The organism is Cellulophaga sp. RHA_52 (assembly GCF_007827205.1).
GTDB lineage: Bacteria > Bacteroidota > Bacteroidia > Flavobacteriales > Flavobacteriaceae > Cellulophaga > Cellulophaga lytica.
In genome coordinates, this window is sequence record NZ_VIRZ01000001.1 from 792,216 (window position 1) to 819,146 (window position 26,931).

26 protein-coding genes are annotated in these 26,931 nt (G+C 30.3%); 1 reads left to right on the plus strand and 25 read right to left on the minus strand.

Annotation, left to right across the window (positions count from 1 at the left end; translation table 11 throughout):
* Nucleotides 1-8: 8 nt before the first annotated feature.
* On the minus strand, nt 9-947 hold the full coding sequence (locus JM80_RS03560) for a DUF6427 family protein (RefSeq protein WP_144709236.1): 939 nt from the start codon (nt 945-947) through the stop codon (nt 9-11).
* 41 nt (nt 948-988) lie between these two features.
* On the opposite strand from JM80_RS03560, the gene JM80_RS03565 reads away from it, so the two are divergent.
* Entirely contained in the window at nt 989-1,222 is a 234-nt protein-coding gene (locus JM80_RS03565; protein ID WP_013620937.1) for a hypothetical protein, read from the plus strand.
* Between the two features lie 114 nt (nt 1,223-1,336).
* Here JM80_RS03565 and purD read toward each other — a convergent pair whose 3' ends face one another.
* The 24 genes from purD to JM80_RS03685 all read right to left on the minus strand — a co-directional run bounded on the left by purD (nt 1,337) and on the right by JM80_RS03685 (nt 26,928).
* The gene (purD, locus tag JM80_RS03570; protein ID WP_144709237.1) at nt 1,337-2,608 is read right to left on the minus strand and encodes a phosphoribosylamine--glycine ligase; all 1,272 of its coding nucleotides are present in this window, start codon (nt 2,606-2,608) and stop codon (nt 1,337-1,339) included.
* A 222-nt stretch (nt 2,609-2,830) separates the two neighbouring features.
* A complete protein-coding gene (locus JM80_RS03575) occupies nt 2,831-3,805 on the minus strand; it encodes a UDP-glucuronic acid decarboxylase family protein (protein ID WP_144709238.1) in 975 nt (324 codons plus the stop codon).
* A gap of 8 nt (nt 3,806-3,813) precedes the next feature.
* A complete protein-coding gene (locus JM80_RS03580) occupies nt 3,814-5,166 on the minus strand; it encodes an undecaprenyl-phosphate glucose phosphotransferase (RefSeq protein ID WP_144709239.1) in 1,353 nt (450 codons plus the stop codon).
* Between the two features lie 12 nt (nt 5,167-5,178).
* Complete coding sequence (locus JM80_RS03585; protein WP_186439751.1) at nt 5,179-5,874, minus strand: WecB/TagA/CpsF family glycosyltransferase; 696 nt, start codon at nt 5,872-5,874, stop codon at nt 5,179-5,181.
* Nucleotides 5,864-7,048 carry an O-antigen ligase gene (locus JM80_RS03590; RefSeq protein ID WP_144709241.1) on the minus strand — a complete coding sequence of 395 codons (1,185 nt, stop codon included), beginning with the start codon at nt 7,046-7,048 and terminating at the stop codon, nt 5,864-5,866. The genes JM80_RS03585 and JM80_RS03590 overlap by 11 nt, the downstream gene beginning before the upstream one ends.
* Nucleotides 7,035-8,165, minus strand: a complete 1,131-nt coding sequence (locus JM80_RS03595; protein WP_144709242.1) for a hypothetical protein — start codon at nt 8,163-8,165, stop codon at nt 7,035-7,037. The genes JM80_RS03590 and JM80_RS03595 overlap by 14 nt, the downstream gene beginning before the upstream one ends.
* Before the next feature lie 10 nt (nt 8,166-8,175).
* A complete protein-coding gene (locus JM80_RS03600) occupies nt 8,176-9,309 on the minus strand; it encodes a glycosyltransferase (protein ID WP_144709243.1) in 1,134 nt (377 codons plus the stop codon).
* A gap of 40 nt (nt 9,310-9,349) precedes the next feature.
* On the minus strand, nt 9,350-10,735 hold the full coding sequence (locus JM80_RS03605) for a polysaccharide deacetylase family protein (protein WP_144709244.1): 1,386 nt from the start codon (nt 10,733-10,735) through the stop codon (nt 9,350-9,352).
* Complete coding sequence (locus tag JM80_RS16645; protein WP_304487040.1) at nt 10,732-11,106, minus strand: DapH/DapD/GlmU-related protein; 375 nt, start codon at nt 11,104-11,106, stop codon at nt 10,732-10,734. The genes JM80_RS03605 and JM80_RS16645 overlap by 4 nt, the downstream gene beginning before the upstream one ends.
* 122 nt (nt 11,107-11,228) lie before the next feature.
* On the minus strand, nt 11,229-12,407 hold the full coding sequence (locus JM80_RS03615; protein ID WP_144709246.1) for a hypothetical protein: 1,179 nt from the start codon (nt 12,405-12,407) through the stop codon (nt 11,229-11,231).
* Nucleotides 12,397-13,518 (minus strand): CapA family protein, encoded by a 1,122-nt coding sequence (locus JM80_RS03620; protein WP_144709247.1) that lies wholly within the window; start codon nt 13,516-13,518, stop codon nt 12,397-12,399. The genes JM80_RS03615 and JM80_RS03620 overlap by 11 nt, the downstream gene beginning before the upstream one ends.
* Complete coding sequence (locus JM80_RS03625) at nt 13,518-14,039, minus strand: acyltransferase (protein ID WP_144709248.1); 522 nt, start codon at nt 14,037-14,039, stop codon at nt 13,518-13,520. The genes JM80_RS03620 and JM80_RS03625 overlap by 1 nt, the downstream gene beginning before the upstream one ends.
* Nucleotides 14,039-15,328: a lipopolysaccharide biosynthesis protein gene (locus JM80_RS03630; protein ID WP_144709249.1), complete on the minus strand. Its 1,290-nt coding sequence runs from the start codon at nt 15,326-15,328 to the stop codon at nt 14,039-14,041. Before JM80_RS03630 ends, JM80_RS03625 begins: the two co-directional genes overlap by 1 nt.
* Nucleotides 15,315-16,262: a Gfo/Idh/MocA family protein gene (locus tag JM80_RS03635; protein WP_144709250.1), complete on the minus strand. Its 948-nt coding sequence runs from the start codon at nt 16,260-16,262 to the stop codon at nt 15,315-15,317. Before JM80_RS03635 ends, JM80_RS03630 begins: the two co-directional genes overlap by 14 nt.
* Nucleotides 16,263-17,357, minus strand: coding sequence for a DegT/DnrJ/EryC1/StrS aminotransferase family protein (locus JM80_RS03640; protein ID WP_144709251.1), 1,095 nt, complete (start codon nt 17,355-17,357; stop codon nt 16,263-16,265).
* Between the two features lie 5 nt (nt 17,358-17,362).
* Complete coding sequence (locus tag JM80_RS03645; RefSeq protein ID WP_144709252.1) at nt 17,363-17,944, minus strand: acyltransferase; 582 nt, start codon at nt 17,942-17,944, stop codon at nt 17,363-17,365.
* Nucleotides 17,945-17,966: 22 nt separating this feature from the next.
* Nucleotides 17,967-19,316, minus strand: a complete 1,350-nt coding sequence (locus JM80_RS03650) for a nucleotide sugar dehydrogenase (protein ID WP_370511834.1) — start codon at nt 19,314-19,316, stop codon at nt 17,967-17,969.
* 79 nt (nt 19,317-19,395) lie between these two features.
* Nucleotides 19,396-20,175, minus strand: a complete 780-nt coding sequence (gene rfbD, locus JM80_RS03655) for a dTDP-4-dehydrorhamnose reductase (RefSeq protein ID WP_144709254.1) — start codon at nt 20,173-20,175, stop codon at nt 19,396-19,398.
* Nucleotides 20,172-20,717, minus strand: coding sequence for a dTDP-4-dehydrorhamnose 3,5-epimerase (rfbC, locus tag JM80_RS03660; protein WP_186439779.1), 546 nt, complete (start codon nt 20,715-20,717; stop codon nt 20,172-20,174). The genes rfbD and rfbC overlap by 4 nt, the downstream gene beginning before the upstream one ends.
* 2 nt (nt 20,718-20,719) lie before the next feature.
* Entirely contained in the window at nt 20,720-21,583 is an 864-nt protein-coding gene (gene rfbA, locus JM80_RS03665; protein WP_013620924.1) for a glucose-1-phosphate thymidylyltransferase RfbA, read from the minus strand.
* 10 nt (nt 21,584-21,593) lie between these two features.
* Nucleotides 21,594-22,637 carry a dTDP-glucose 4,6-dehydratase gene (rfbB, locus tag JM80_RS03670; protein ID WP_013620923.1) on the minus strand — a complete coding sequence of 348 codons (1,044 nt, stop codon included), beginning with the start codon at nt 22,635-22,637 and terminating at the stop codon, nt 21,594-21,596.
* The gene (locus JM80_RS03675) at nt 22,637-23,686 is read right to left on the minus strand and encodes a hypothetical protein (RefSeq protein ID WP_144709257.1); all 1,050 of its coding nucleotides are present in this window, start codon (nt 23,684-23,686) and stop codon (nt 22,637-22,639) included. Before JM80_RS03675 ends, rfbB begins: the two co-directional genes overlap by 1 nt.
* 2 nt (nt 23,687-23,688) lie before the next feature.
* Entirely contained in the window at nt 23,689-25,374 is a 1,686-nt protein-coding gene (locus JM80_RS03680) for a hypothetical protein (protein ID WP_034644244.1), read from the minus strand.
* A 57-nt stretch (nt 25,375-25,431) separates the two neighbouring features.
* Nucleotides 25,432-26,928, minus strand: coding sequence for a GH3 auxin-responsive promoter family protein (locus JM80_RS03685; protein WP_144709258.1), 1,497 nt, complete (start codon nt 26,926-26,928; stop codon nt 25,432-25,434).
* Nucleotides 26,929-26,931 lie beyond the last annotated feature (3 nt).

The window sequence follows — 26,931 nt, forward strand, 5'->3', positions numbered from 1 at the left end:
TACCAATTTTACTTCAGTAAAACCTTAAATACAAATACCGTTATTGGAACCAAAATAGCAACAAAAAGGTTTAACTCTTTAAAACGAGGTTTACGTAAAATTTCTATATAATTGGTAAGAAACACTGCTGCAGGAAAAAAGGTAATCATTATTGGAAAGTATCCTAAATTGGTTTCAAACAAAGTTATAAAAATACCTATGGTAAATGATATAGCTACAAGGCGCATACTTGCCAAACGACCAACGCCACTTTTACCAAGCTTTATACTGCTAATAACACCAACTATAATTACTACTATTAAGTACACTATGGTTGCAGAACTCTTGCTCCACTCTTTAAACATATCTGCATCTAATTTTAGTGTAAAAACATAATGGTCTAATATAAAATTTAGCCTTCCAAAAATTGCTAAAACCGCAGAAGTTGTTAGTGCTACAGTAACAAAAGCTGATAAAGGTAAAAACCAGTTTCTTATGTTTTTTGGCTCGTAAATATAAATAGCTATAAATACCCAGATTAGGTACAGCAAAGCCCAGTCATAAAACAAACTGGCAATGATAATCCACATTGAAGCATCAAAAATTTTATATTTAATTTCCTTTAAAGACTTAAGACTTAAAATTTTTCTGGTAGCCAAAACAATAAAAAAACTGCAAAAAATACCATTAGTATCTATTAATGAAGCAGGAAAAAAAAGACACAATAAAACATAAAAAAGTACCGTAAAAGAGTTTGTTTGGGTAATTTTATTACGTTTTACAATAAAATTTACAAGAAATATGGTAAAAAAAAGTAATGCAACTATGCCAATGTTAGTACCTACTAAACCCAGTGTAAACAAGACGTTTTGTCCAAAAAAACGAGCTACACAATAAAACACCAACAATAAAGTAAGTACAATTATGTAATTTATAGGTTTTGTTTTGCTAAAAAAGCTTGAAATCATCTAGAGTTTTTATATTTTTGCACGGTAAATATACATATAAGATGAAAACATTTTTTAAAGCAATAGAGGATTTATTTGTTGATGTACTTTTTGCTCCTTTAGATTTTTTAAGAGCATTAGAATTAGAAAACTGGTGGGCTGCAAATACGCTTAACTGGATTTTTATGATTATTGGTGCAATAGCAATGGTATATTGGATGTTACAACTTAAAGAGCACGCTGCTAACGGCGAGGAAGACAAAAGTACTAACGCACACTCATTTATTAAGATCTAAAAATATCTTATTTTAGCTGTACCGGCTAAATTTAGATTTACTCATATACAAAAAACCCAACTAGCTACTTATGTAGTTACTAGTTGGGTTTTTATTTGTGTTAGGTTTTAACTCTTACAAATCAAAACCTAGATCTTTTCTGTAGTTTATTTTATCAAAATGAAGCTTTTCTACGTTTTTATACGATTGTGCTAAAGCCTCTTTAAAATTAGCACCAAACGATGTTAATGCCATTACACGACCACCATTAGTAACCACTTTATTACCATCTAACTTAGTACCTGCATGAAATACAATAGAACCATCTACGGCATCTAAGCCGGTAATTTCTTTTCCTTTTTCATACGCCTCAGGGTAACCACCAGAAACTGTCATCACTGTAGTTGCCGTACGCTCATCAATTTTAATATCAATAGCATCTAATGTTTGGTTACCAACAGCTTCAAAAACCTCAACTAAATCGTTTTGCAAACGCGGTAAAACAACTTCCGTTTCTGGATCTCCCAAACGTACATTGTATTCAATTACCTTTGGCTCATTATCAACCTTAATTAATCCAATAAAAATAAAACCTTTGTATGGTAAATTATCTTTAGCAAGTCCTTCTATCGTTGGTTTTACAATTTGGTTGTGTATTTTACTCATAAACTCCTCACTAGCAAAAGGAACAGGAGAAATAGCACCCATACCACCTGTATTTAAACCAGTATCTCCTTCGCCAATACGTTTGTAGTCTTTTGCTGTTGGCAATACTTTAAAGTTTTTACCATCTGTAAGTACAAAAACACTTAGCTCTATACCGTCTAAAAACTCTTCTATCACAACAGTTGTACTAGCATCACCAAATTTAGAATCTACCAACATAGAAGCAAGTTCTTTTTTAGCTTCCTCTAAATCTTGTAAAATTAAAACACCTTTACCTGCTGCTAAACCATCTGCTTTTAAAACATAAGGAGCTTTTAAGGTTTCTAAAAACGCTTGTCCTTCTGCCAACGTATCTGCTGTAAAACTTTTATATGCTGCAGTAGGAATATTATGACGCATCATAAATTCCTTGGCAAAATCTTTACTACCTTCTAAAGTTGCAGCTGCTTTTTGAGGACCAATTACAGGAATATTTTTTAGGTCGATGTCGTTTAAGAAAAAGTCATGTACACCATTTACCAAAGGATCTTCTGGACCAACTACAACCATATGTATTTGCTCCGTAATAACAACTTCTTTTATAGCTTGAAAATCATTAACACCAATTGGTATATTTTTTGCTATTGCCGCAGTACCAGCATTACCAGGCGCTACAAATAGTTTGCTTAGCTTTTTACTTTGATTTAGTTTCCAGGCAATAGTATGTTCTCTACCACCAGATCCAAGGATAAGAATATTCATAATGTAAAAGTTTGCCCAAAAATACAGTAAGGCAAATTAATATCCTTTAAAAAAAAGAAAAAAAGAAATGAGAGTATAGATTGCTACGCTATTAGAACAAAGAATACAGACTTACTGTTACGAGAAATTAGATTCAAGATCGTTGCACTAGAAGATTCAGTATGCAAGACAAAAATCTCTTTTATCTATTTTCTCTACTCTATTTTCTGTTTTCTTGACTCTCTATTTAGAAAAGTCCCTGTGTTCTTTATCTTGTAATTCTTCAGGGGATAACGACTTAAAGTAGTCAAAAACAATTTTTAGTCCTTCTTCTCTAGAGACCTTAGGCTCCCAGTCTAATAATTCTTTTGCTTTTGTAATATCTGGTTGTCTTTGCATTGGGTCATCTGTTGGTAAAGGCTTGTAAATTACCTTTTGCTCTGTACCGGTAAGTTTAATAATTTCTTCTGCAAATTCGCCTATAGTGGTTTCATTCGGATTACCAATGTTAACAGGATAGCTATAATTGCTCATTAGAAGCCTATAAATGCCTTCTACTTGATCTTCTATATAGCAGAAAGACCTTGTTTGCTTTCCATCGCCAAAGACCGTTAAATCTTCTCCTCGTAAAGCCTGACCCATAAATGCTGGCACAACACGACCATCGTTTAGTCGCATTCTTGGTCCGTAAGTATTAAAAATTCTAACAATACGCGTGTCTAGTCCATGAAAACGGTGGTACGCCATTGTAATAGACTCCATAAAACGCTTTGCCTCATCATATACGCCACGTGGCCCAACCGGACTCACATTACCGTAATATTCTTCGTTTTGCGGGTGTACTAACGGATCTCCGTATACCTCAGAAGTAGAAGCAACCAAAATAGTAGCGTTTTTTTCTTTTGCTACTCCAAGCAAATTATGTGTGCCTAAAGCACCAACTTTTAATGTCTCAATAGGAATTTTTAAATAATCTATAGGACTTGCAGGTGATGCAAAATGAAGTATGTAATCTAATTTACCAGGAATATGAATAAACTTAGACACATCATGATGTTGAAACTCAAAATTTTCTAAAGGAAAAAGGTGCTCAATATTTTTTAAGTCGCCCGTAATTAAGTTATCCATTGCAATTACGTAGAAACCCTCTTTAATAAACCTGTCGCATAAATGAGATCCTAAAAACCCCGCTGCTCCAGTAATAAGTACTTTTTTCATTCTATATATTAATATGCCTTTTCTTCTCCAGAAACAGCGTTAAGTACGGTTTGTACTATTATTTTTAAATCTAAAAATAAAGACCAGTTTTCAATATAAAAAATATCAAACTTTGTTCTATTTAAAATGTCTTCATCTTTTTCTATTTCTCCTCTATAGCCTCTTACCTGTGCTAAACCAGTAATACCAGGCTTAACAAAATGTCTTACCATATATTTATTTACTTTATTAGCATACTCACTGGTATGCTTAACCATATGTGGTCTTGGACCAACAACAGACATAGAACCAAATAATACATTGTAAAACTGCGGCAACTCATCTATACTGGTTTTACGTATAAACTTTCCTACTTTGGTAATACGCATATCGTTTTTAGTTGCCATATAATTATCTGCATCCTTGTTAGGAGCCATAGATCTAAATTTATAACAATAAAACTCTTCATTATCTATACCGTTTCTTTTTTGTCTAAAGAAGACAGGTCCTTTAGACTCTAAAGTTATTATAATAGCCATTAAAGGTATAAGCCATGATAATAGAAAAACAATAACCACTAAGGAAAAAACAATATCAAACAAACGTTTAACAAATGCGTTTATACCTTCATGTAACGGAATTTCACGTAAAGAAAGCACAGGTATATAATCATAATATTCAAACTTTAGCTTCTTTGAAAAAATGTTTTTATTGTCAGGTATAAATTTTAGTGTCTTTAAATTGTTATCTGCAAAATTGATAAGATTAATAATTTGCTTGTTTGAAAGTTCTGTAACAGAACAATATATTTCATCAATATTATTCTTTGATATGTAATCGAAACTATTTTCCAATTTAAAATTATCATCCTTTGTTGAAAACTGCTTTAAAAACTGATATCCATACTCTACTCGCTCTTGAAAAACATTTACAAGTTGATCTGCTTTTTTATTTTTACCAATAACAACAACATTTCTTAGGTTACCTTTTATTCGCTTTCTATAGCTCATTAAAATATAGTAATTAGCAAACTTGACAATAGATATTACAAGACCTACATACAAAAAGTACTTACCTAACTCTAGCCTACTTATATTGGGCTGCTTAAAAAACCCAATAAAAGCATAGAGAATTAAAAAGAAAAATACAAACTGCGTAAAAAGTAATATTAGTATTCTGGTTGCTTTACTATACCTGTAAACTTCATAAAAATTACTTTTTAGTGATAGTATAACCCAAGCACAAGATAGGTAACAATGAAATACTAATGCATTCTCAAAATTAATAGGCATATAATAGGCAAATAGATTTATAATAAGTAAATCTAGCCCGTATGAAAACGGCACAAGTAAAGAAGAAAATCTGTGTTGGTTAGATAGCATTTAGTGAATAACCTATTTCTTAAATTTATATTTTAACACGTCAAAAATAAACAAAGAAACAGATAAAGGATAATATAATAAATATCTTTTAATTAATTTAGGTTCATCAATCATTCTATAAAGCCATCTTAAATTAAATTTATCATAAAACTTAGGGTAATAATTAATCCCTTTTGCTGTTTGATGAATAAACCCTCCACAAGTATACCCCTGACCTTTCCAACCTCTATTTTTTAAGTTTACTAAAAATTCTTCTTGGTAAGGTGTTCCCATACCTACGACAATAACATCAGGATTAAGATTAACTAAATTATTTATAACCTTAGTTTTATCTTTTTGTGAATTAAAATATCCGTTTCTGTAACCTAAAATGTTTAACTTATCAAACTTTAGTGTTAGGGTTTTTATAAATCGCTGAATTGATGATTCAGTTGAACCTATAAAATAAATAGACTCGCCATTTTTTATACAATCACCAAATACTACCGGAGCCAACGAAGTCATATCAAAACTCTGTCTATCTACCCTTATTCCAATAAGCCTAACCATCAAAACTAAAACGATGCCATCTATACAAATTTTATCAAATTCTAAAAACAGTTTTTTATTTTTCCTGTATAATAGATAGCTAAATGGATTAAGAAAGGTTATTAAGTTCCCCTTCTCATTTAGACATTTAATTTTTAAAATAGATATGTTAGATTTCATTTTTTGCTTTTTGTTTTTCATTAATACTAAAAATGAAGATAAGATTAATAAAGAATGAAAATAGCATTATACCGTGGTGTCTAACTAAAAGTGACTCAATTAAAAAAACATATAAGAATAAAATTAAAAGATTAGTAAAGAAAAAAGAAAAAGGGCCATCAATAGTTATCAACCTGTAATAAGCTAAAAATAAAATAGAAACAAAGAGTGTTAAGTACAAAATCCCACCACCAATTAAAAATTCAAAATACTGGTTATGAGCATTGTAATTATTTATAAACTCCCATGATTTAATATTTCTAACAGACTGCATCGTGTTTTCTTCATTACCTACACCATAGCCAAAAATTGGACTTTCTTTAAACAAGTTTACATTAACATTGTAATTTCTAATTCGAGATCTTTCCCCATCTAGTGTTTGGAAAACATCCTGAACTTCACTAAAAGACAACAAAAACATAATTAATAATGGGCCCAACATAAAAAAAGTAGTGATGGCTTTCAGATAATGAATAAAAAAGAGTTTAAAAAGAGCCAATACCGAAAGTAAAAAGAAAATAACTATACCACTCATTGCTCCTGTAAAAAACAGCAATAATACAGTTAAAAGTATAAAAACAAATAATTTTAAAAATGCTATCTCTTTTTTAAAATAGTAAAATAGTACTATAGCATAGGCTACATTAATATTAATAGAAAAATAAATTTTATGAATATCAATAAACAAAAAATTATTCCATTGATTAAATAATTTAAAACTCTTGAGAAAATCTGCTTGAACTAAAAAATACATTAAATTGATAACGCCAACTAATAATACCCCTATCACGAAAGAATATAAAATAGGTTTAATCTTTACTTTAGAAAAATTAACAAGATTAAAAAGTAAATAAAACAAGGCAAAAATTCCAATAATTTCATATCCTTCAAATTGAATTTTACTAAGTAAAAAAAGCATATTTAACGTTAAATAAATAACTGTTAATATAATCACATTAATTATCGAATTTCTTTTAATAGAGAAATTAACTTTTCTAATATTAAAAATAACTGAAATAACAAGGAGAATAAGTGCCTTACTATTCCAATTAGGACTAAAGGTTAAAGAAAAAGAAAAAAGAGAAAGTGAAATCTGAAGAAAAGATTGATTAGAAATGGAACTAATTAACCGCATAATGTTCTCTTTTTAAAATATTAGCCTGCTTATTATTAATGGTTAGGTAAAAAACAACACCTAAAACAAAGTAAATACTATTAAAAGAAGATACAGATAAGCCATTTAGCAAAGCTATACCTAAAACAGTGTAGCATTGTTTTTTAGTAAAACCTGAAACTTTCAATATTTTATAAACAAAATAACACATAAATAATAATCCAAATATACCATGATCATATATGACCCTTAAGATAAATGAATGAAAAATAACAGAATAACAACTTCCGTCACCACTATAACTAAATAAACTTTGGTAATACCCTAGTTTACCGCAAGCAAAACTACTTAAAGAAGTAATTCTGTCTGCACCAATTAAAAAATCTAAAATTGACCAATCCTCTACTTCTGATAAAAAGACCATTAAAAACTTAAATCTATCAATTTTCTCTATATCAAAAGTACCACCCATTCTTTGTTTAAAAATAAAGATAGCTGTTATAGTTAAAACAAACACAAAAGGAACAATAATATGTGCTTTTTTTGCTAAATACTTATAATTTATAATACTTAACATAAACAATAAAATCAAAATTCCAGATTTTGAACCTGATAAAATAAAAATAGTAGACAAAAATACTTGGTCTTTTACAGAAACCCCCTCTTGGACTACTATATTTTTAAGATAAAATAATAAGGAAAGAAGCATTAGTTCATAGTTATTTTCATAGAATACTATAGGCCTATTATTTCCAAAAAAAACAATACTGGTTATATATTTTATTAAAAACACCCATAATAAAAAATTATAAAAACTTACAAAATCAACCTGATTTAAATTTTTTTTATTTACCAATAAAGAAAGTAAAATAGCATAGACAAAAAATTTATAAATCAGTAAAAAATCTAAGATATTTGCTTGATTATAAGCAACAGAATAAACTAGGCTTGTAACGAGATAAACAGTGCTTGATAACAACAGTAAAATTACTGACTTATTGATAGTCCTTAGGTTGATTAATACCAAAACAATTAAAAAAAACTCAAAAAAATTACTATAAAAACTAGAGTAACTTAATGTAAAAAATGCCAATATTGCAATAACATATAAAGACAAAAATAGTTTTCTACTTAACATAAAGCGTTATTTATTTTTTATCCATTATCTCCTTGAAAAATTGCAATCTATTTTTTTCAATTTCAGATACATCTACGTATTTTTTTACATCATTTTTATTTATTACTAATTGGTCGCACTTGTTTATAAAACTCGTTATTTCCTCTACAGAATTTAAAATACCTTCTCTACTATTTGGCAATTTTAAAACCCATTCAGGATAACCATTTAATTCAAAAGCAGTGTCTTTATAAGGCAAAATTACTGGTTTACAACAAGCAAGGTATTCCCTGACTTTTAAAGGGCAAGCCTCCTGCATATTTTTCCTATATAAAGCCATAGTGCCAATAGAAGCGTCTGCATATTCCAAAATTTCTAAATATTTTTTTTTATTCATAAAGCCATGGAAATTGACATTAGGCAACATTTCAAAATCTTTACCCTCATAACCAATTACATCAAAATCAATGTTTATCATTTTTTTTGAAAGCAATAATAGTATATCAATCCCCTGCCAAGGCATATTCGGCGACCCTAAAAAGACTACTTTTTTCTTTTTATTGTTTTTACTACTAAATTTCGGATAATTATCAACAATAATAGAGTTAGGAAAAACTCTTGTGTTTTTCTTTTTAAATAAAGCTGCTATCTCATTAGTAACAGCTGCGATCGCTGTAACTCTTTTTAAAAAAAAATAATTTGTTAGTTTAAAATAAATATACCTTAAAAAATATTTAATAGTTTGAAATTTTTGAAGATTATATTCTGAATTCGTATCAGTATTTGCTTCAATAATTAAATTATTGTTTTTTCCAAGCTTTTTATAAAATGGCTGATATAGAGAAGTCCTTGCATAAATAACATCTGGCTTAAAGGTTACTAATTTATTTAAAACACTTCTATAAGCAGAATCTAAATTTAACCAGTCTTTAATTAAGTCTACGGGCAGGCCTCCATATTGTTTTAATTTAATTATTTCTATCTTACCTTTTTTATATAATCCATATAAAGAAGTAGATTCTAGGTGTGATATATTATTATTTGTGATTAGATAAATAACAACTTCATTTTTATTATTTATCCATTCCAATACTTGAGAGTCAACTTTATTCAAAACTCCTTCATATTTTTCTATATCTATAGGAAGAATATAAGCTATTTTCATCTATAATTATTTTACAATAAAGCTTAACATATACATTTATTTATTCTGGTTTGAGACCTACTAGTTTTTTAAAACATTTTTTTTCTTCAAAACTATTGAGTGATGAATTATGCCAAAGTAACGTAAAATTTCCTTTATACATTTGAATAGAAGAATATATCTTTTCTACTATAGCTATTGATTCTTCGTATTTAAGTGCCATATATTTATCATCTAGTAATGATACATCCATTACCAATAACGGCCTAATTTTAAGGTTTAGTGGAACTCTATTAAGACTATCATAAAAGTTATATTCTCTAGAAGTTCCGCACCTGTAACCTATATGCTCCGCATATCCTAAAGTAGTATCGTAAACAAGGTTAATATTCTCCCAATTTTTTTCTGTATAACCTGTTTCCCACCTTAAATAATGCTGCCTACCTCCTTTTAAATCACATATATTACCTCCTGATTTTTTATAAACACTACACAGTAACTCTAACTCTTGTCTTGTCTTGTCTTTATCTTTATAACTATAGTAACTCGCATGAAACCCTACTTCATGTCCCCTTTTAATAATGTTCTTCATTATTTTAATAACTTCAAGGCTATCAATATCGTAATCACCGTCAATAGCATTTTTATTATTTCTAGGAATAAAGTAAAATGCCATTTTAAGTTTATTTTCTTCACAAACATCCATCATAAAATCAAAACAATTATATGGATCTAGTTTCTTTTTATTTAACACTGATACTTGAAAAAATATCCAAATTGAATTAAAAAGACTTTTTATAGATTTTCTTTTAATAAGGTCTCCTGCTACTCTTTTAAATATTCCGGGAAATCTGACACCCTCATCCTCAATAAAATCTACATCACAACTAATGAATGTATTTATTTTGTGTTGTTTTCTTTCTATCGTAGGGCATAGATGCCTAATACAACTCCATAATAACATAATATATTCATCTACAATGGGCCTCATAATAAAGTCCTCTTTAAAAGAAATCGACTCTTTATAAGGGAATCTACTATGGTTATCTTTTTCTTTTACAACAAGTTCTTCATATCTAGATAACATAAAAAAAATAGACCCAAATACATCTATACCAATTGTTATTTTATCCTTACCTAACTCTAGACTATTCTTACCGTAAAGTATTGGTAGATTTTGAATATTCTTATCTAAAAATTCATACCTATTCTCTAGTCGTTTTAAAGGAAGTAAAGGCATAGTCTTCTTTGATAGCCATTCTAAATTCTTGAATTGGTTAAAAAAATCTGAGTTTAATATAATTTTAAATCCACTAATCTCGATGTTTATAGTAGATAAGCTATCATCAATAGATACCCTATAACCAACACTCAAAAAATTAGAAAAAACTTGGTCAAAAACATATTTTTTTTCATTTAGCGCCGTTGAATTTGTGTAAATAATCATTCCGCCTCTCTATATTTTACAATTTTAGCAGGATTACCTACTACAATTGCATTTTCTGGAACACTTTTACTTACCAAACTACCTGCACCAACAACAGCTCCATTACCAATGTTGACTCCTTTTAAAATAATTACTCCTGCCCCTATCCATACATCATCACCTATTTCGACTGGTAAATTAGTATGATCTTGCAAATTCATTTTTATCCCTTTTTTCATTCCATGATCTCTGCCCCAAATTATAGTCTTAGGACCAATCATTACATCATCACCAATTTTAATTTCTCCTAAAAAATGACAACCTGAATTTGCATAAAAATTATTTCCGATTACTATTTTTGGCTCCCCTATCAATCTACAATACGGCTCCACTTTTGCCTTCCCTAAAAAAACTACATTAGAAAAAACTACATTATTATAAATAATAACCCCCTTGCTATTGAGCTTTATTTTTTTAAAGAACAGCTTAATCTTGTTTCTGAACGATTTTGCCATTATTTTTTATTTATAATTTTTTTTATGACAGTTTTAAACATATCTAGAAATGTTGCAAGTTGATCTACAATAAAAGGTTTCAAATCTTCTCTATCAAACAAAGCTATATTTCTTTTTTCACTTAAGAGATTCGATTTGAAATATTTCAAATATTTTCTTTTAAATATCAAGTTAAGAATTTCATGCTTAAGATATGAAAAATAAACCTCTTCTTCACTCTGCGTTGTATGCTCTATTTTTATACCAATAGCATCACACCATTGAGTGTATTGTAAGTAAACCCCTGATAAATTTCCAGTTCTGTGCCACATCATAGATCTGAGATTAATCTCCATTAATTTATATTTATTATCTCTATAATCAAACTTAAATTCTGGCTCGCAAATTCCATATAAATTCATACCATCCAATAGCAATCTACCTTGTTTTTTTATGATATCGGGAGCCTTATTTGATGAACTAGAAAATACACCATAATCATTTGGAAACTGAGTTAATTTTTTACCGATCCATTCATTTTCTATTTTTGCACTTTTGGGACTCCTATAAGCCGTATAAGCATATATACTACCATTGGTATCTCCCGGTATTATTTCAGACGCTATAAATGTTAATCCCTTATCAATATAGCCTGTTATACTCTGTTTATAAGATTCTATTTCTTTATTAGAATTAATAGTGATAGACCTAAAAACTTTTACCTTGAGGTCTTCTCTTTTATTTGGTTTAACAATAATTGGAAATGAAATTTTTTCTAAACCCAATAAATCATCGACTTTACTAATTTCAACTGTTTTTGGATATGGAATACCAAGTTCCTCACAAAACTTATATTGAACGGCTTTATTAGAAGTACTTAATAGGTTTTTATCATTAAAAGGTAAAAAACAAAAAGAGCTTATTTCCTTTTTTAATAAGAGTAAGTTTTCCAATTGCAAATCATCAGTAGGGAAAAGAACCAAGTATTCATATTCTCTATTCAACTTATGTAAAGCAATTAATAAAGATTCTTTTGTTTTATTTATTTTTATTTTTTTATTTAATTTATTACTGTAGCTAGCTAGTTGTTTCCCATAATGTATAAGAGCAATGTTTTCAACTTTAAAACTGCTTAGTTCTTGTATTATAGAGTAGCCATTTACATAACCTCCCAAAATTACTGCACACCTATTTTCCATATAGCTTTAATTTAAGTTTAGTTATCAACCATTTGATTCCTCTCTCTCTAATTTTAAACATCAAAATTTGCAAAAACCACACTTTAAAACGAATGTAAGATGTTATTCTCTCTAAGAAAACATATAAGCATTTAGGTAGTTTATATAAGTAACTAATATAATTGGTAATAAGCTCAAAATATAGCTTTTCAACTCCCTTAACTTTAATTACTTCAGGATAATCATCCATTTGTTTTACCAAAATATGATCTAATTTGTCCGAATGAGTATCATAAGTTATGAGTTGAGAAACACGATTTACATTTCTCCATTTTTTATATGTTATTCTATTAACCTCATGATATTGCCTAGTTATTTTTACTTTTGCTTTTACTCGATAGTTAATTATATCAATTGGTTTCTTAAAATAGAAATTAGGGAACAAAAAGTTACCTAGGCTTATATAAGCTTTCTTGTTCTTTTCCTCTATAAATCCTTGAATTCGATGGGGGTGAGCTCCTATAATACTTTTGACTTTAGTATGTTTTAAAAGTGTTCTGGTTAAGTTTATATTCTTATATTGAGTTAACCAAACATGCTCCCTTCCCCAATGAAAATATAAAATTGCTTTTGTGTTATTAGGAAGTGCATCTAAATCCATTAAAATTGATTCTAGAGTTAATGGATTTACACCTGGAGAATCTTTTGTCGCTAACTTTATATCATTTAAAGTGGGTGAGTTAAATTGACAATAACCTAAAAAGCATAAATCTTTAGTTACCCAATATGGTTTTTTTGCCTCTTCTAAGTTTGCTCCTCCTCCAAAATGGCCTATGCCTGATTTATTTAATTCCTTGAGCGTATCTAAAATCCCTTTATTTCCCTTATCGTGAATATGATTATTAGCTAAATTAACTGCTGTTATATTTGATTTAACCAAATTCTCTATAACAGAAGTATCTGTATACAAAAGAGCTTTATCAGCCTTATCCTCTGTATTTGTAATAGGATGTTCTAGATTTAAAATTCGTATATCAGATGAATGAAACTCTCGGATATTTATATTACTTTTTAAGTCTTCACCTATTAAATCCCCTCCTAAAAATACATCTCCTGCTATAATAATTTTCATTAATTATTTTTTAACTCTTTAATAACTTTTGCAGGTACACCTCCCAAAATACAATTACCTTCTTTAAACGACTTAGTTACCACAGCTCCAGCAGCAATGACTGTATAGTCGGCAACTTCTACTTCAGGCAAAATCACAACATTTGCTCCTATCCAACAATTTCTCCCGATTTTTATTGGAGAGGATTTTATATGATTGTCAATATCATATATATCGTGGTTTTCACTGATAATTTTAACTCCTGGCCCTATCCTTGTATTTTTACCTATGTAAATTTTACTTTTTGCCTGAATATATCCTCCTGGCATGTAACCAGGATATGATGCCCCATCTTCTCTAATAATATTATTTGAAAAAGACACAGAAGAGGTAAAATGAACCGGCCAAGGAATTTTTCTATTTATTCCGAATATCCTCTGAGTAATTCCCATTCTTATTATACTACCAACTGATATTGGATTTTTTTCTACATTTATTTTCGGATAAAAAATATATGCAACAATTTTTTTTATAGTCTCCATTAAGTTTTTCCTTTAGTTATTATAAACATTCTGTAGATGAACAAGAAATAGTACATAAATAGTAATATTGTATAGGCATATAAAAAAGTATTTACATCAAACTCATTAAATATAAAAATCACCATCAAAAAACAGCTTAATAAAAATAAGCAAAAATGCCAAAATAATGATTCTTTCTGTATTTCGTAAACTATGAATGTAACACTTAATGAAGATGCTACAAACCTTATGGAAAATAATGGAATAAGTATTTTTGCATATTTTCCAGCAATTATCCAATTATTACCAAAAACTAATACAAAAATTTCTTCAATAAAAAGAATTCCACCTATTAAAATAAAAAAAGCAATTATTGATAATTTTTTAACAGTTGAAAGAAATAACTCTTTTGAATTTCCAAAAGTTTTATAGTCTGAAATTGATTTTTCTAAATATACCTGAGAAAATGCATTTCCTAATAAAGAAGAAGGTAACCCAAGATATCTATACGCGTGCGAAAAATAACCTAATATAGACAAACTATAAATTGATGAAATAAATACATTTATAATATTTATAGACATTAAATTCAAGAAAATTCCCCAAACAGAAAATTTAGGGAAATTTACATAGCGCATTGCTAATCCTTTTAAATCCTCTTTTGTAGTCTTGTTTAAGATTTTTTTATTTTTTACAAATGTTTTTAACATTTTTATGTTCCCGAAAAAATGTGAAAAAACTTGACCAATTATTAAGCCCCCTGACGTGTATTTAATAATTCCAAAAAAGAATTGAATACCATTACCTCCGAAAGATTTATAGACGTTAGCTTTAGCAATATTTTGAAATGCTTTTTCTCTGGTGTTAAAGTAGTTCAAAGCATTAAATATACCTATCATTAATACGCTCAAGGGCACAAAATATAACCATTTATCTAGCTTAGGATCTCCTAAAAAATTTGCTATATCTGTTGAAAATAATAAAATGGAAACTAACGAAACTAATGAAACTACAATCGTTATAAATATTGATAATAAAGTTAACTGAACACCTTCCTTTTTTTTAGTAGGTAAAACTATTGCCAATTCATACCTACCACTAGAAACTCCTCCTAAAACTTGTGTAATAGATAAATACAGTGCCAATCGTCCAAACTCTTCGGGAGTATATATTCTTGATAAAATAGGCGCAATTAATAAGGGTATTAACTGAGCTATTGCTGTGCCCGAAATTAAAGTAAAAACATTTTTAGAAAATTCAGACTTAGTAAACCTATTTTTTAAAAAAGTTATGAAATTATTTCTTTTCATTTAAAAAAGTATGATACTCGCCTTTTAATCCAACAGGTTTAGTGTTTCTAATATTGTGTACAATATTAATAGCTGTTCTAGCTGCATCTAAACCATACCCTTTACCACTAAGTATGTCTTTATATACCATTGTGTGTAAATCTGTAAAACCGCCACTAAACTCTAATTCTTCACCATCTATAGTTATAGATCTAAATGTTGTTTGTCCTTTATCTCTAATGTCTTTTGGTAAATAATCCGAATTAATAGATAAAAACCAACGTACTCTAGCATTTTCAAACTCTAAATAACCTGCTGCTCTGTCTTTTTCATGAACATGCACAATATTTTCTTGTACATCTCCAAATATCCAAGATAACATATCATAAAAGTGCACACCTATATTAGTAGCTATACCACCAGACTTAGAAACATCCCCTTTCCAAGAGGTAAAATACCAATTTCCCCTAGATGTTAAATACGTTAAATCTACTTCAAATTTTGTGTCTTTTTTAGTATTTGCTACTTTTTCCTTTAAAGCTATAATACTTGGGTGAACTCTTAATTGAAGGATATTGTATACTTTTTTACCTGTTTTCTCCTCTACTTTTTGAAGTTTGTCTATATTCCAAGGGTTAAGAACCAATGGTTTTTCACAAATTGCATCTGCTCCACTACGTAATGCAAAACGTATATGTGCATCATGCAAATAATTAGGAGAACAGATACTTACATAATCTAAATAAGTTCCTTTGTCATATTTGAGTTTCTCAATATGCCTGTCAAAACGTTCAAATTCCACAAAAAAGTCGGCATTAGGGAAGTGAGAATCTATTACACCGACACTGTCTCCTTTATCATAAGCAGCAAGTAAGCTGTTATTAGTATCTTTGATAGCTTTCATATGTCTTGGTGCTATGTAACCAGCAGCTCCTATTAATGCAAAATTTTTCATTTATAGCAATTTTATTAAATTAGTGGATATATATTCTACTTCTTCTTCTGTTAAATATGGATTCATTGGTAAGCTCATTATTTCTTGAGACACTTTTTCTGCCATAGGAAAATCACCTTGTTTTCCTCCAAGGTAATTAAAACATTCCTGTAAGTGTAAAGGTACAGGGTAATGTACTGCTGTAGGTATTCCTAATGACTTTAAAGATTCCTGAATCTCACTTCTGTTTTTTACACGAATTGAATACTGTGCCCAAACAGATGTTCTATCTTGTTCTACAAAAGGAATTATTGTATGATTCTTTAGTAGTTCAGAATATTTTAAAGCTACATTATTTCTTCTAGAAACATCTACATTATAGTGTTTTAGCTTTTCATTTAAAACAGCCGCCTGTAAAGCATCTAAACGCCCACCCATACCTATATATTTATGATGGTATCTTTTTGTTTGCCCATGCAATCTAAGACTTTTTATTTTTTCTGCTAATTCGTCATCATTTGTAAAAACCGCACCACCATCTCCGAAACACCCTAAAGGTTTTGCTGGAAAAAAACTAGTACAAGCTATATGACTAAGATTGCAGCTTTTTTTATTCTCATAAGTTGCCCCAAAGCTTTGTGCCGCATCTTCAATAACAATTAAGTTATGTTTTTCTGCTATTTTATTTATCTCTAACATATTAGAAACCTGACCAAATAAGGAAACTGGCATTATTGCTTTAGTCCTATCTGTTATAGCCTCTTCAATTTTAGAACTATCAATATTGTAGGTTTTTTCATCAATATCTACAAACACTGGTTTAGCTTTTAGAAAAGCAATTGTTTCTGCTGTTGCTATAAAAGTAAATGGAGTTGTAATAATTTCATCTCCTGGTTGTATATCTACAGCCATCATTGCTAATAACAAAGCATCTGTACCAGACGCACAGGAAATACTATGCTTTACTCCTACAAAATTCGAAAGTCTATCTTCTAACTCTAAAACAATTGGTCCCATTATAAAACTAGACTTGTTCAAAACATCAGACATTGCTGCATCTATATTCTCTTTGTGCTCTTGGTATGCTAACCCTAAATTGGCAAAATCTATTTTCATAAAACTTAATCTATACGAGTTACGGAATTATTCTCTAATTTATATTTTTGGTTACTTTCTGGACAAACTGCAATATCTACATCATTAAAATTTAATCTATGTCCATACTCACTAACCCAACCTATTTGCTTGGACGGGTTACCTACAACTAAAGCATAAGCTTTTATTGTTTTTGTCACAACAGATCCAGCCCCTACTAAAGCGTATTCTCCAATATCATTACCACAAACTATAGTAGCATTAGCACCTATTGATGCTCCTTTTTTTACTATGGTTTTGGAGTACTGCCCTCTTCTGTTAACAGCACTTCTAGGGTTAATAACATTAGTGAAAACCATTGAAGGACCTAAAAAAACGTCATCTTCACAGATTACTCCAGTATACAAAGAGACATTGTTTTGAACCTTAACGTTATTGCCTAATATTACATCTGGAGAAATGACTACATTTTGACCAATATTGCAATTATTCCCAAGTGTACAGTTTGACATTATATGACTAAAGTGCCATATTTTTGTTCCTTCACCAATAATACAATCGTCATCAACAAACGCTGAATTATGTGAAAAATAAGATTTATTATTCATCTTTAATCTATATTAAAAACTATTAAACACTCCCCTCACCAATTCTGTAATACACAAAACCTATTTCTTGAAGTTTATTTTTATTTAACACCCCTCTACCGTCAAAAACAAAGGCTGGTTTGTGCATATTATCATAAATACGTTGCCAATCATACGTATTAAACTCCTCCCATTCTGTTAAAATAGCAATAGCATGCGAGTCTTTACAAGCCTCATATGCATTACCACTAACTTTTAACCTATTATTCACCTCATCGGTTTCAATAGAACCTAATGCATTAATATCTGTATAAATTTGAGATTCTTTTACTTTAGGGTCCCAAACAGATATCTTTGCCTGTTCTGACAGTAATTCTTCTGCTACATATATTGCAGGAGACTCTCTAGTGTCGTTTGTATCTTTTTTAAATGCCCAACCCAAAAATGCAATTTTTTTGTCTGAAACTGTATTATATAGTGTTTTAACAATATTATGTGCAAATCTTCTTTTTTGATGATCATTAAGAATAATTACCTGCTCCCAATAATCTGCTACTTCGTTTAATCCATAGGATTTGGCTATATAAACTAAGTTTAATATATCTTTTTGAAAACATGAGCCACCAAAACCAACTGACGACTTTAAAAATTTTGGACCAATACGACTATCCATTCCTATTGCCTTTGCGACTTCATCTACATCTGCTCCTGTAATTTCACATAGCTCACTCATTGCATTTATAGAAGACACTCTTTGCGCTAAAAATGCGTTTGCTGTTAGTTTAGATAATTCTGAAGACCATAAGTTGGTTGTTAAAATTTTATCTTTAGGCACCCAGTGAGCATAAACATCTACCAAAGCCTGTACTGCTTGTTTTCCTTTTTCAGTTTCTTGCTGTCCGCCTATTAACACCCTATCTGGATTGGTTAAATCTGAAACAGCCGTACCTTCTGCTAAAAACTCTGGATTAGATAGTATTTCAAAATTAACATCGTTACCTGTATGGTCTAATATATTTTTAATTGCTTGTGCCGTTCTAACAGGTAAAGTCGACTTTTCAACCACAATTTTATCGGACGTAGCTACGCGTGCTATTTGCCTTGCACAGAGCTCAATATATTTTAAGTCTGCAGCCATGCCTTTGCCCTTACCATAGGTTTTTGTTGGCGTGTTTACAGAAATGAAAATCATATCTGCCTCATCAATAGCTTTATCAATGTCTGTGTCAAAAAATAAATTTCTTCCTCTTGCCTCTGCAACTATATTGGACAAACCAGGTTCATAAATAGGAATATTAGATACATCTGCATCATTCCATTGATCTATTCGTTTCTGATTTAAATCGACAACCGTAATTTCTATTTCAGGACATTTTTGAGCTATAATAGACATTGTTGGTCCACCAACGTATCCTGCCCCAATGCAACAAATTTTCTTTATCACTTTATATATTTTATTGTATCAATCAAAGTTAATCACACAAAAGTGTACTATTCTTAGGCCTTTTAGCAAAACTACGATAATTATTAGCCCTTACAAGCTTTGTAGTCTTATCTAGCTGATTTTTTTTTAATATTTCTTTAGTAAAATCAAACCACGTCATAGGTATTCCGTCTGTAAAGTGTTTAATTCCAAAATCCTTATTATCAGAAATAATTATATCTATAATATACTTAGCTAAGTTGTTTGCATCTGTTGGGCAACCAATTTCTGTATCTATAACGGACAGATTTTCTCCCTTTTTAGCCTTGTTTAAAATAGTTTTATAAAAATTATGCCCAAATTCTGAATACAACCAGGACGTTCTTATAATAAAATATTCTTCTAGTATTTCTTTAATATACTTTTCACCCATTAGTTTAGATTTTCCGTACTCATTAATAGGGTTTGTACTATCTGATATTGTATAAGGAGAGCCTTTTTCTCCGTCAAAAACATAATCAGTAGATATATGCACTAGAGTTACACTATGTTTTCTACATTCTTCTGCTATGTTTTTTGCTCCCTGACCATTGACCAAATAAGCTTTATTGGGAGTTTTTTCTGCCTGATCTACATTTGTATATGCCGCACAGTTAATACAATAGTCAAATTTATATTCCTGAAAAAAAAACCTTAACCTTTCTTCATTAGTTATGTCTAGCTCATCTGAATTACAAAATGTAAATTCCAAATTAGAATAAGCATTCTTTAACACTTGTATACACTGACCTAATTGACCATTTGCTCCAGTTACTAAAATTTTAATCATACCAAAACCTCTTTCAATGTTGGTAAAATCAAGTCTTTTTCTGAAACCTTAATTTCCTCGGGATTAACCTTCCAATCAATGTTTAAAGTTGCATCGTTGTATATTATACCACCTTCAGATTCTTTATTATAATAGTTATCACACTTATATAGAACTTCAGCAGTATCACTAAGAACAGAAAACCCATGAGCAAAACCTCTTGGCACAAATAGTTGTTTTTTATTTTTTGAAGACAATTCAACTGAAAAATATTCTCCGTAAGTTTTAGAATGAGGTCTTAAATCTACCGCCACATCTAAAATAACGCCATTTAAAACACGTATTAACTTTGCCTGTGCATTATTTCCTTTTTGATAATGTAACGCTCTAATAACCCCCCTTGTAGAGAATGATTGATTGTCTTGAACAAAATTAACTTCTTGATCAACAATATCATTAAACCGATTGGTATTGTAGCTTTCAAAAAAATACCCTCTATCATCATTAAATAGTGTAGGTTCTAAAACCAAACAGCCTTGTAACTTAGTTTTTATAACCTTCATCATCATCTATTCAATATTCCTAAAAGATTTTTTCCATAACCACTTTTCATTAATGGTTCTGCCAAAGCTGTAAATTGATCTTTAGTAATGAATTTCATTTCATACGCAGCTGCCTCAATAGCTCCAATGGTTAAACCTTGACGCTCTTCTAAAACCTCTACAAACTGTGATGCCTGCATTAAGGACTGAAAAGTACCTGTATCTAACCAAGCCGTACCACGATCTAATATACTTACACTTAATTTACCTTTTTCTAAATACGCTTTGTTTACGTCTGTAATTTCTAACTCGCCACGCTTACTTGGCTTTATGTTCTTAGCAATTTCCACAACAGTATTGTCATAAAAATAAATACCAGGAACCGCATAATTAGATTTAGGCTCCAACGGTTTTTCTTCTATACTAATGGCCTTACCCTCTTCATTAAACTCAACCACTCCATAGCGTTCTGGATCATATACTCTGTATGCATATATTATTCCGCCATCAGGATCATTATTAGATTGTAATAATTTTGCTAAACCAGATCCGTAAAAAATATTATCACCTAAAACAAGTGCTACCTTATCATCACCTATAAATTCTTCACCAATAATAAAAGCCTCCGCTAATCCATTAGGATTTTCCTGAACAGCATATTGAAAACTGCAGCCATATTTAGCGCCATCACCCAACAAATCTTTAAATAAAGGTAAATCTTTAGGTGTAGATATAATTAAAATCTCTTGTATACCCGCATACATTAATGTTGAAAGCGGATAATAAATCATTGGCTTATCATAAATAGGCATTAACTGCTTGCTTACACTTAATGTAAGTGGATGCAGCCTTGATCCAGAGCCTCCAGCAAGTATAATACCCTTCATAACTCTTTATTTAATTATATTGTTTTTTATAATACTCTTGATAGTTACCAGATGTAACACTTTCTAGCCATTCTTCGTTTTGCAAATACCAATCAATTGTTTTTTCTAAGCCCTCTTTAAAAGTTACAGATGGCTCCCAACCTAATTCTTTATTAATTTTTGACGCGTCTATCGCATACCGTAAATCGTGCCCAGGTCTATCTTTAACATAAGTAATTAGTTTTTCACTATCACCTAAAGGCCTGTTTAGTTTAGCATCCATTAAACTACACAACAACTTTACCAAATCTATATTTTTCCACTCGTTAAATCCGCCTATGTTATACGTCTCTGCGTTTTTACCCTTATGAAAAACCAAATCTATAGCTCTGGCATGATCTATTACATATAGCCAATCTCTAGTGTAATTACCATCTCCATAAACAGGTAATGCCTTTTTATGAATTATGTTATTGATAAATAACGGAATTAACTTTTCAGGAAAATGATTTGGCCCATAATTGTTAGAGCAATTGGTAATTACATAAGGTAACTTATACGTTTCTCCGTATGCTCTTACAAAATGGTCTGAACTTGCTTTAGAAGCTGAGTAGGGCGAATTAGGATCGTACGCCCTAGTTTCTGTAAATAAACCAGATTCTCCCAAAGCTCCGTACACTTCATCAGTACTAATATGATAAAATCGTTTACTTTCCAAGTCATTTTTCCAAAAATCACTGGCTGCATTAAGTAAATTTACTGTTCCAATCACATTTGTTTTCACAAAAGCCATAGGATCGGTAATAGACCTGTCTACATGTGATTCCGCTGCTAAATGAATAACTCCATCAAAATTATATTTTTTGAATATATCTTGAATAAAATTCTCATCTGTAATATCACCCTTTAAAAAGGTATAATTAGAAGAATCTTCTATATCTGATAAATTCTCTAAATTACCAGCATACGTTAAGGCATCTACGTTATAAATATGATATTTTGGATATGACTTAACAAACCTCCTAACTACATGAGATCCAATAAAACCCGCCCCTCCTGTAATTAGTATATGCATTATTTTTTTGAGTAACCTTTTAATATTTTATTAAGCTCTAACAATAATAATAATACAAGCAATACAGATACTAAAAGTATAGGTAGCATAAACTTATACTGATTCGTAATCCCTCCTAATTTTGCCCCTCTGGTAGGGAAATCTGAAATTACATTAAGAATAGTTGCTTTATTGGCCTTTTCTAGATTTAAAGCTACAATTTTTTGCTTCAATTCGTCTCGCTCCTTTAAAAGCTCAATCTCTTTATTTGTTCCACCACCATTATCAGCCAAACTAATATTAGTACCCCCTATTTCTTTAGAGGCTTCTTTAACCATTACATCTTTATACAGTTCTTGAAGCGAAATAATTTCATTTAATTGCTGATTGTATATTTCCTCTTGAAAATTGATGTTCTTATCATTTGTAGCCTTCTGTTCTTTAAAGTACGTATTGGTAGAAATAGACTTTACAATAGCAGGTTGTGCTTTTTTAGCAACTGTACTGTTTGTACTTATCAGGTTTATTTTATGAAAACGAGCATCAAATGTATTAAAGTTTTCTAGGTAAGCTTCAAAATCCAAATTCTTAACGGTTGTAGAATCTAATTCTCTTATAAACTTATCAAACAATAAAACTTTTTGGTTTTCATCTGAATAGGATTCTATCTCTAACTTTTTAATGCTAGCCGCTTCACTTGACGTAATTTTTAACGCATTAGCAAGTGAAATTGAATCTTGTGCTTTAGCAAGTTCATTGTAAAAACTAACATTATTATACAGCTGTTGTACACTATTAAAGTTTGGCTCTACTACCATACTTGAAATATATTTTTGATCGTTTTTAATATCCAAAAATATACCTACACCTATACCAACTACTCCTGCTATTACAAACTTTATAAAGTGCTTTTGAATAAATAATAAAAACATCATTATAACGTGGAAAACACCTTTAAATATGCTTGCTATAAAAGCAACTAGTTTTTTAAAAGCATTTCCTATTAACTGAAATAACTGACCTAAATCTATTTCCTCTGAAGATTGTTGTGGCTGTTGGTTGTTACTCATTTTTACAAATTAAATAATTGTTCTAAAATTTTGTTGGTTATTAAGTATGTTGGTTTTACACCTGTTGTTCCTAAACCACCAGATGCCAATGTACTTCCTGTTTCTAAAGGATTGTCTGAAGCATAATACGCATATCTTACTTTAACATCCTCTTTAATACTTTTTCGTATTTTAGATGCAGCCTGAATTGCTTTTTGGTAATGAACTCCTTCCATTTCTAAACCTATAACTCCCCAAGTAGAATCTTTAAAAAACTGCAGAATATTTTTATTCTGTAAAGACGTTCCCAATACGGTTACCATTGTCCCTTCTAAAACCTTAAGACCGTGACCTTCAAAATCGGCTGCAGAAAGTTCGTTTTTAAAAGGATAGTTATCTGCTGTTCCTTCAAAAATATGAGCGGTAGCAATCATAATATCACCTTTACCACCTTCTAATATTCCGGCTTTACCCATAATAGAAACAGATTCAATGTTTAAAAACTCTTTTGTAGTTCCTTTTTGATACGGTTTTAAAAGCTCATCTATAGTTTCATAAGCTTGCTCTCCAAAGGCATAATCCATTACGAAAATAACAGGTTTTTCATCGTCTTTTAATCCTTCTGGAAGATCAAAACAACACGCTTTATCTCCAAACTTAGCCGAATCAAAAATCTGAACATCAATATTTGTTCCAGAGGTATCATTCAGAGAAATCATTCCGTTTTTCTTGGCATAGGCTGTTACTTTTGCCCTTAGTTTATCATTTTTAGACTTACTTAAATCCTCGTAAATTTCTAAGCTATCTTTTGAATTTGGATACTCTTTAGCCAATGCTTTTTTAGCAAACAAAGAATTCATTACACTGTGCATATTTGCACTAATTATGTGTATTGGTCTATGCAGTATACCGTTTTTTTCTAAAGTCTCTTTTATGGTTAACGCCCAAAGATCTCCGTGAATATGGTGACCTAAACGCTCACGTAAAACAGGACTAAATGTAATTATCCTTTTATCGCCTAATGTTTCTTCTTCTATAGCAAGTTTTCCCATCCAGTAAATGGTACGTAAAAACTTTTCTGGGTTTTCTTTGGTTGCAAATACCTGGTGCATTGCTTTAACCTCTACAAAAGATCTACCCAAAATATTAGCAGTGTAACTTAGCGCAACCTCTAATTCTGCCTGTGATAACTCATCAGACTCTAACGCAGTTTCTAACTTAGTCCAATCTCTTATTGTTTTTTTTGTATCTTCAATTAATACACGTTTGCATATTTTTTCAGACTCAATAAACAAAAAAGTTAAGTGTGTAAGAATATCGTAAATATCAGATCTACCTCTGGTAATTACAATATTCATTTGGTCTTCATCTATACGGTAACAATCTCTTCTTCTTTTTGCAGGTATTATGGCTTTAAAGTGAGATTCTCCATAACCTTCATCTGAAGTTAAGTTAATGTATCTACATTGTTCAATTCCCTCTGGAAGACGCTCTAGAACGTATGTTAAACCGTTTAATTCTGATTTTTCTTCTCCTACGGACCCGTAAATTTCTGGTCTTAATTGCAACAATGCATTGCGTAGTGTTTCTCCCGAAACACCCATTGGCTTGTAAAAACCTCTATTAAACAGGTGCCTCATAGTTATATACAAACGCTCTATGGCATTTGTAGACTCCTGTGCTCTGGTTGTATTTATTATCTTATTCATATTTCTTCTTCGTTGCAAATCTACATAAATTAACACTATATTGTTAAGGTAGACACGTTAGTTTACAGTAAATTCTTTCAATCCTTCAGCAAGTTTTCTATCATTAGACAAACGTTGTACTTTATTTTGACCTCCAAATTTGCCAATATTTACCATATAATTTTTAAAACCGTTTTTTTCAACTTTAGTAACTTTTAAAGTTTGGAGTACTTTACCATCAATTAAATCAAAGTAATAACTATTTTGTTTTTGTAAAGACTCATCTATTGTTTTAACAAACAATTCCATATCCTTTGGCTCATTTTCAAACTCTATAAACCACTCGTGATAAGGCAACTCATTATTTGTTACCGTTTGTGGCGCTACAGTAAACTCATTTATTCTAGCATCGGTTGCTTTAATAGCCATTTGCATTGCCTCTTCTACTTCTTTAGCAATAACGTGCTCTCCAAAAGCTGATATAAAATGTTTTATTCTTCCTGAAACAATTACCTTATAAGGATTTTTAGAAATAAACTGAATGGTATCTCCTAAGTTATAACCCCACAAACCAGCGTTTGTAGAAATTATCATTACATAATTTACTCCTATTTCTATATCTTTTAGAGTGATGCGTTCTGCATCATCCTCATAAAATTCATCAGCCTTTATAAATTCATAAAATATACCAGAATTTAAAAGCAATAGCATTCCGTTTTCTTGCTGTGAATTCTGATATGCAAAAAAGCCTTCACTAGCCGGAAAAAGTTCTATACTATCTACCTTACGACCAATTAAATTTTCAAATTTTGCACGGTAGGGTTCATAATTTACGCCACCATAAATAAAAAGCTGAAATCCTTTAAACAAATCACCAACCTTTTTACCTGTATCGGCCTGTAGTTTCTCAAAATACATTTGCACCCAAGATGGTATACCAGCAATTACGCTCATATTTTCATCTTTAGTCTCTTCAACAATCTTATTTACCTTAGTTTCCCAATCTTCTATACAATTGGTATCCCAACTTGGCAATCTGTTACGCTGCAAATACTTTGGCACATAGTGCGCAGAAATACCTGATAAACGACCAAGTTTTACGCCATTCTTCTCTTGTAAGATAGGACTACCTTGCAAAAAAATCATTCTACCAGTTACAAAATCTGCTTCGCCAGTTTCATTAATATAATTTAAAATGGCATCTCTAGAAGCTTGAATTTGGTATTTAATAGACTCTTTGGTTATGGGTATATATTTTGCTCCTGATGTAGTACCAGATGTTTTTGCAAAATAAGCTGGTTTGCCTGGCCAAAGCACATTAGATTTACCTTCTACAACCTCATCTACATAATTTTTTAATGCCTCATAATCTCTTACAGGTACATTTTTAACAAAGTCACTATGTGTTTTTATAGCATTAAAACTATGGTCTTTACCAAACTTAGTATTAGCTGCTTTTTGTATTAATTGTTTAAATACTTTTTCTTGAGTCTCTATGGGTTTAGAGATCCATTTGGCATTTTTAGCCGCTATATTTTTAGCAAAAATTTTTGCTGCAAAAGATTTTAAAGACATAAT

Bases quoted from the DNA above. Each gene is read 5' to 3' on its own strand.
- JM80_RS03575 (WP_144709238.1), bottom strand. From the start codon at position 3,805: ATGAAAAAAGTACTTATTACTGGAGCAGCGGGGTTTTTAGGATCTCAT.
- JM80_RS03640 (WP_144709251.1), bottom strand. From the start codon at position 17,357: ATGAAAATAGATTTTGCCAATTTAGGGTTAGCATACCAAGAGCACAAA.
- JM80_RS03625 (WP_144709248.1), bottom strand. From the start codon at position 14,039: ATGGAGACTATAAAAAAAATTGTTGCATATATTTTTTATCCGAAAATA.
- JM80_RS03590 (WP_144709241.1), bottom strand. From the start codon at position 7,048: ATGCGGTTAATTAGTTCCATTTCTAATCAATCTTTTCTTCAGATTTCA.
- JM80_RS03615 (WP_144709246.1), bottom strand. From the start codon at position 12,407: ATGGAAAATAGGTGTGCAGTAATTTTGGGAGGTTATGTAAATGGCTAC.
- JM80_RS03595 (WP_144709242.1), bottom strand. From the start codon at position 8,165: ATGTTAAGTAGAAAACTATTTTTGTCTTTATATGTTATTGCAATATTG.
- JM80_RS03620 (WP_144709247.1), bottom strand. From the start codon at position 13,518: ATGAAAATTATTATAGCAGGAGATGTATTTTTAGGAGGGGATTTAATA.
- JM80_RS03645 (WP_144709252.1), bottom strand. From the start codon at position 17,944: ATGAATAATAAATCTTATTTTTCACATAATTCAGCGTTTGTTGATGAC.
- rfbD (WP_144709254.1), bottom strand. From the start codon at position 20,175: ATGATTAAAATTTTAGTAACTGGAGCAAATGGTCAATTAGGTCAGTGT.
- JM80_RS03630 (WP_144709249.1), bottom strand. From the start codon at position 15,328: ATGAAAAGAAATAATTTCATAACTTTTTTAAAAAATAGGTTTACTAAG.
- JM80_RS03605 (WP_144709244.1), bottom strand. From the start codon at position 10,735: ATGATTATTTACACAAATTCAACGGCGCTAAATGAAAAAAAATATGTT.
- JM80_RS03565 (WP_013620937.1), top strand. From the start codon at position 989: ATGAAAACATTTTTTAAAGCAATAGAGGATTTATTTGTTGATGTACTT.
- JM80_RS03585 (WP_186439751.1), bottom strand. From the start codon at position 5,874: ATGAAATCTAACATATCTATTTTAAAAATTAAATGTCTAAATGAGAAG.
- purD (WP_144709237.1), bottom strand. From the start codon at position 2,608: ATGAATATTCTTATCCTTGGATCTGGTGGTAGAGAACATACTATTGCC.
- JM80_RS03650 (WP_370511834.1), bottom strand. From the start codon at position 19,316: ATGTCTATTATAGCTCAAAAATGTCCTGAAATAGAAATTACGGTTGTC.
- rfbA (WP_013620924.1), bottom strand. From the start codon at position 21,583: ATGAAGGGTATTATACTTGCTGGAGGCTCTGGATCAAGGCTGCATCCA.
- JM80_RS03680 (WP_034644244.1), bottom strand. From the start codon at position 25,374: ATGAATAAGATAATAAATACAACCAGAGCACAGGAGTCTACAAATGCC.
- JM80_RS03635 (WP_144709250.1), bottom strand. From the start codon at position 16,262: ATGAAAAATTTTGCATTAATAGGAGCTGCTGGTTACATAGCACCAAGA.
- rfbB (WP_013620923.1), bottom strand. From the start codon at position 22,637: ATGCATATACTAATTACAGGAGGGGCGGGTTTTATTGGATCTCATGTA.
- JM80_RS03580 (WP_144709239.1), bottom strand. From the start codon at position 5,166: ATGCTATCTAACCAACACAGATTTTCTTCTTTACTTGTGCCGTTTTCA.
- rfbC (WP_186439779.1), bottom strand. From the start codon at position 20,717: ATGAAGGTTATAAAAACTAAGTTACAAGGCTGTTTGGTTTTAGAACCT.
- JM80_RS03685 (WP_144709258.1), bottom strand. From the start codon at position 26,928: ATGTCTTTAAAATCTTTTGCAGCAAAAATTTTTGCTAAAAATATAGCG.
- JM80_RS03675 (WP_144709257.1), bottom strand. From the start codon at position 23,686: ATGAGTAACAACCAACAGCCACAACAATCTTCAGAGGAAATAGATTTA.
- JM80_RS03560 (WP_144709236.1), bottom strand. From the start codon at position 947: ATGATTTCAAGCTTTTTTAGCAAAACAAAACCTATAAATTACATAATT.
- JM80_RS03600 (WP_144709243.1), bottom strand. From the start codon at position 9,309: ATGAAAATAGCTTATATTCTTCCTATAGATATAGAAAAATATGAAGGA.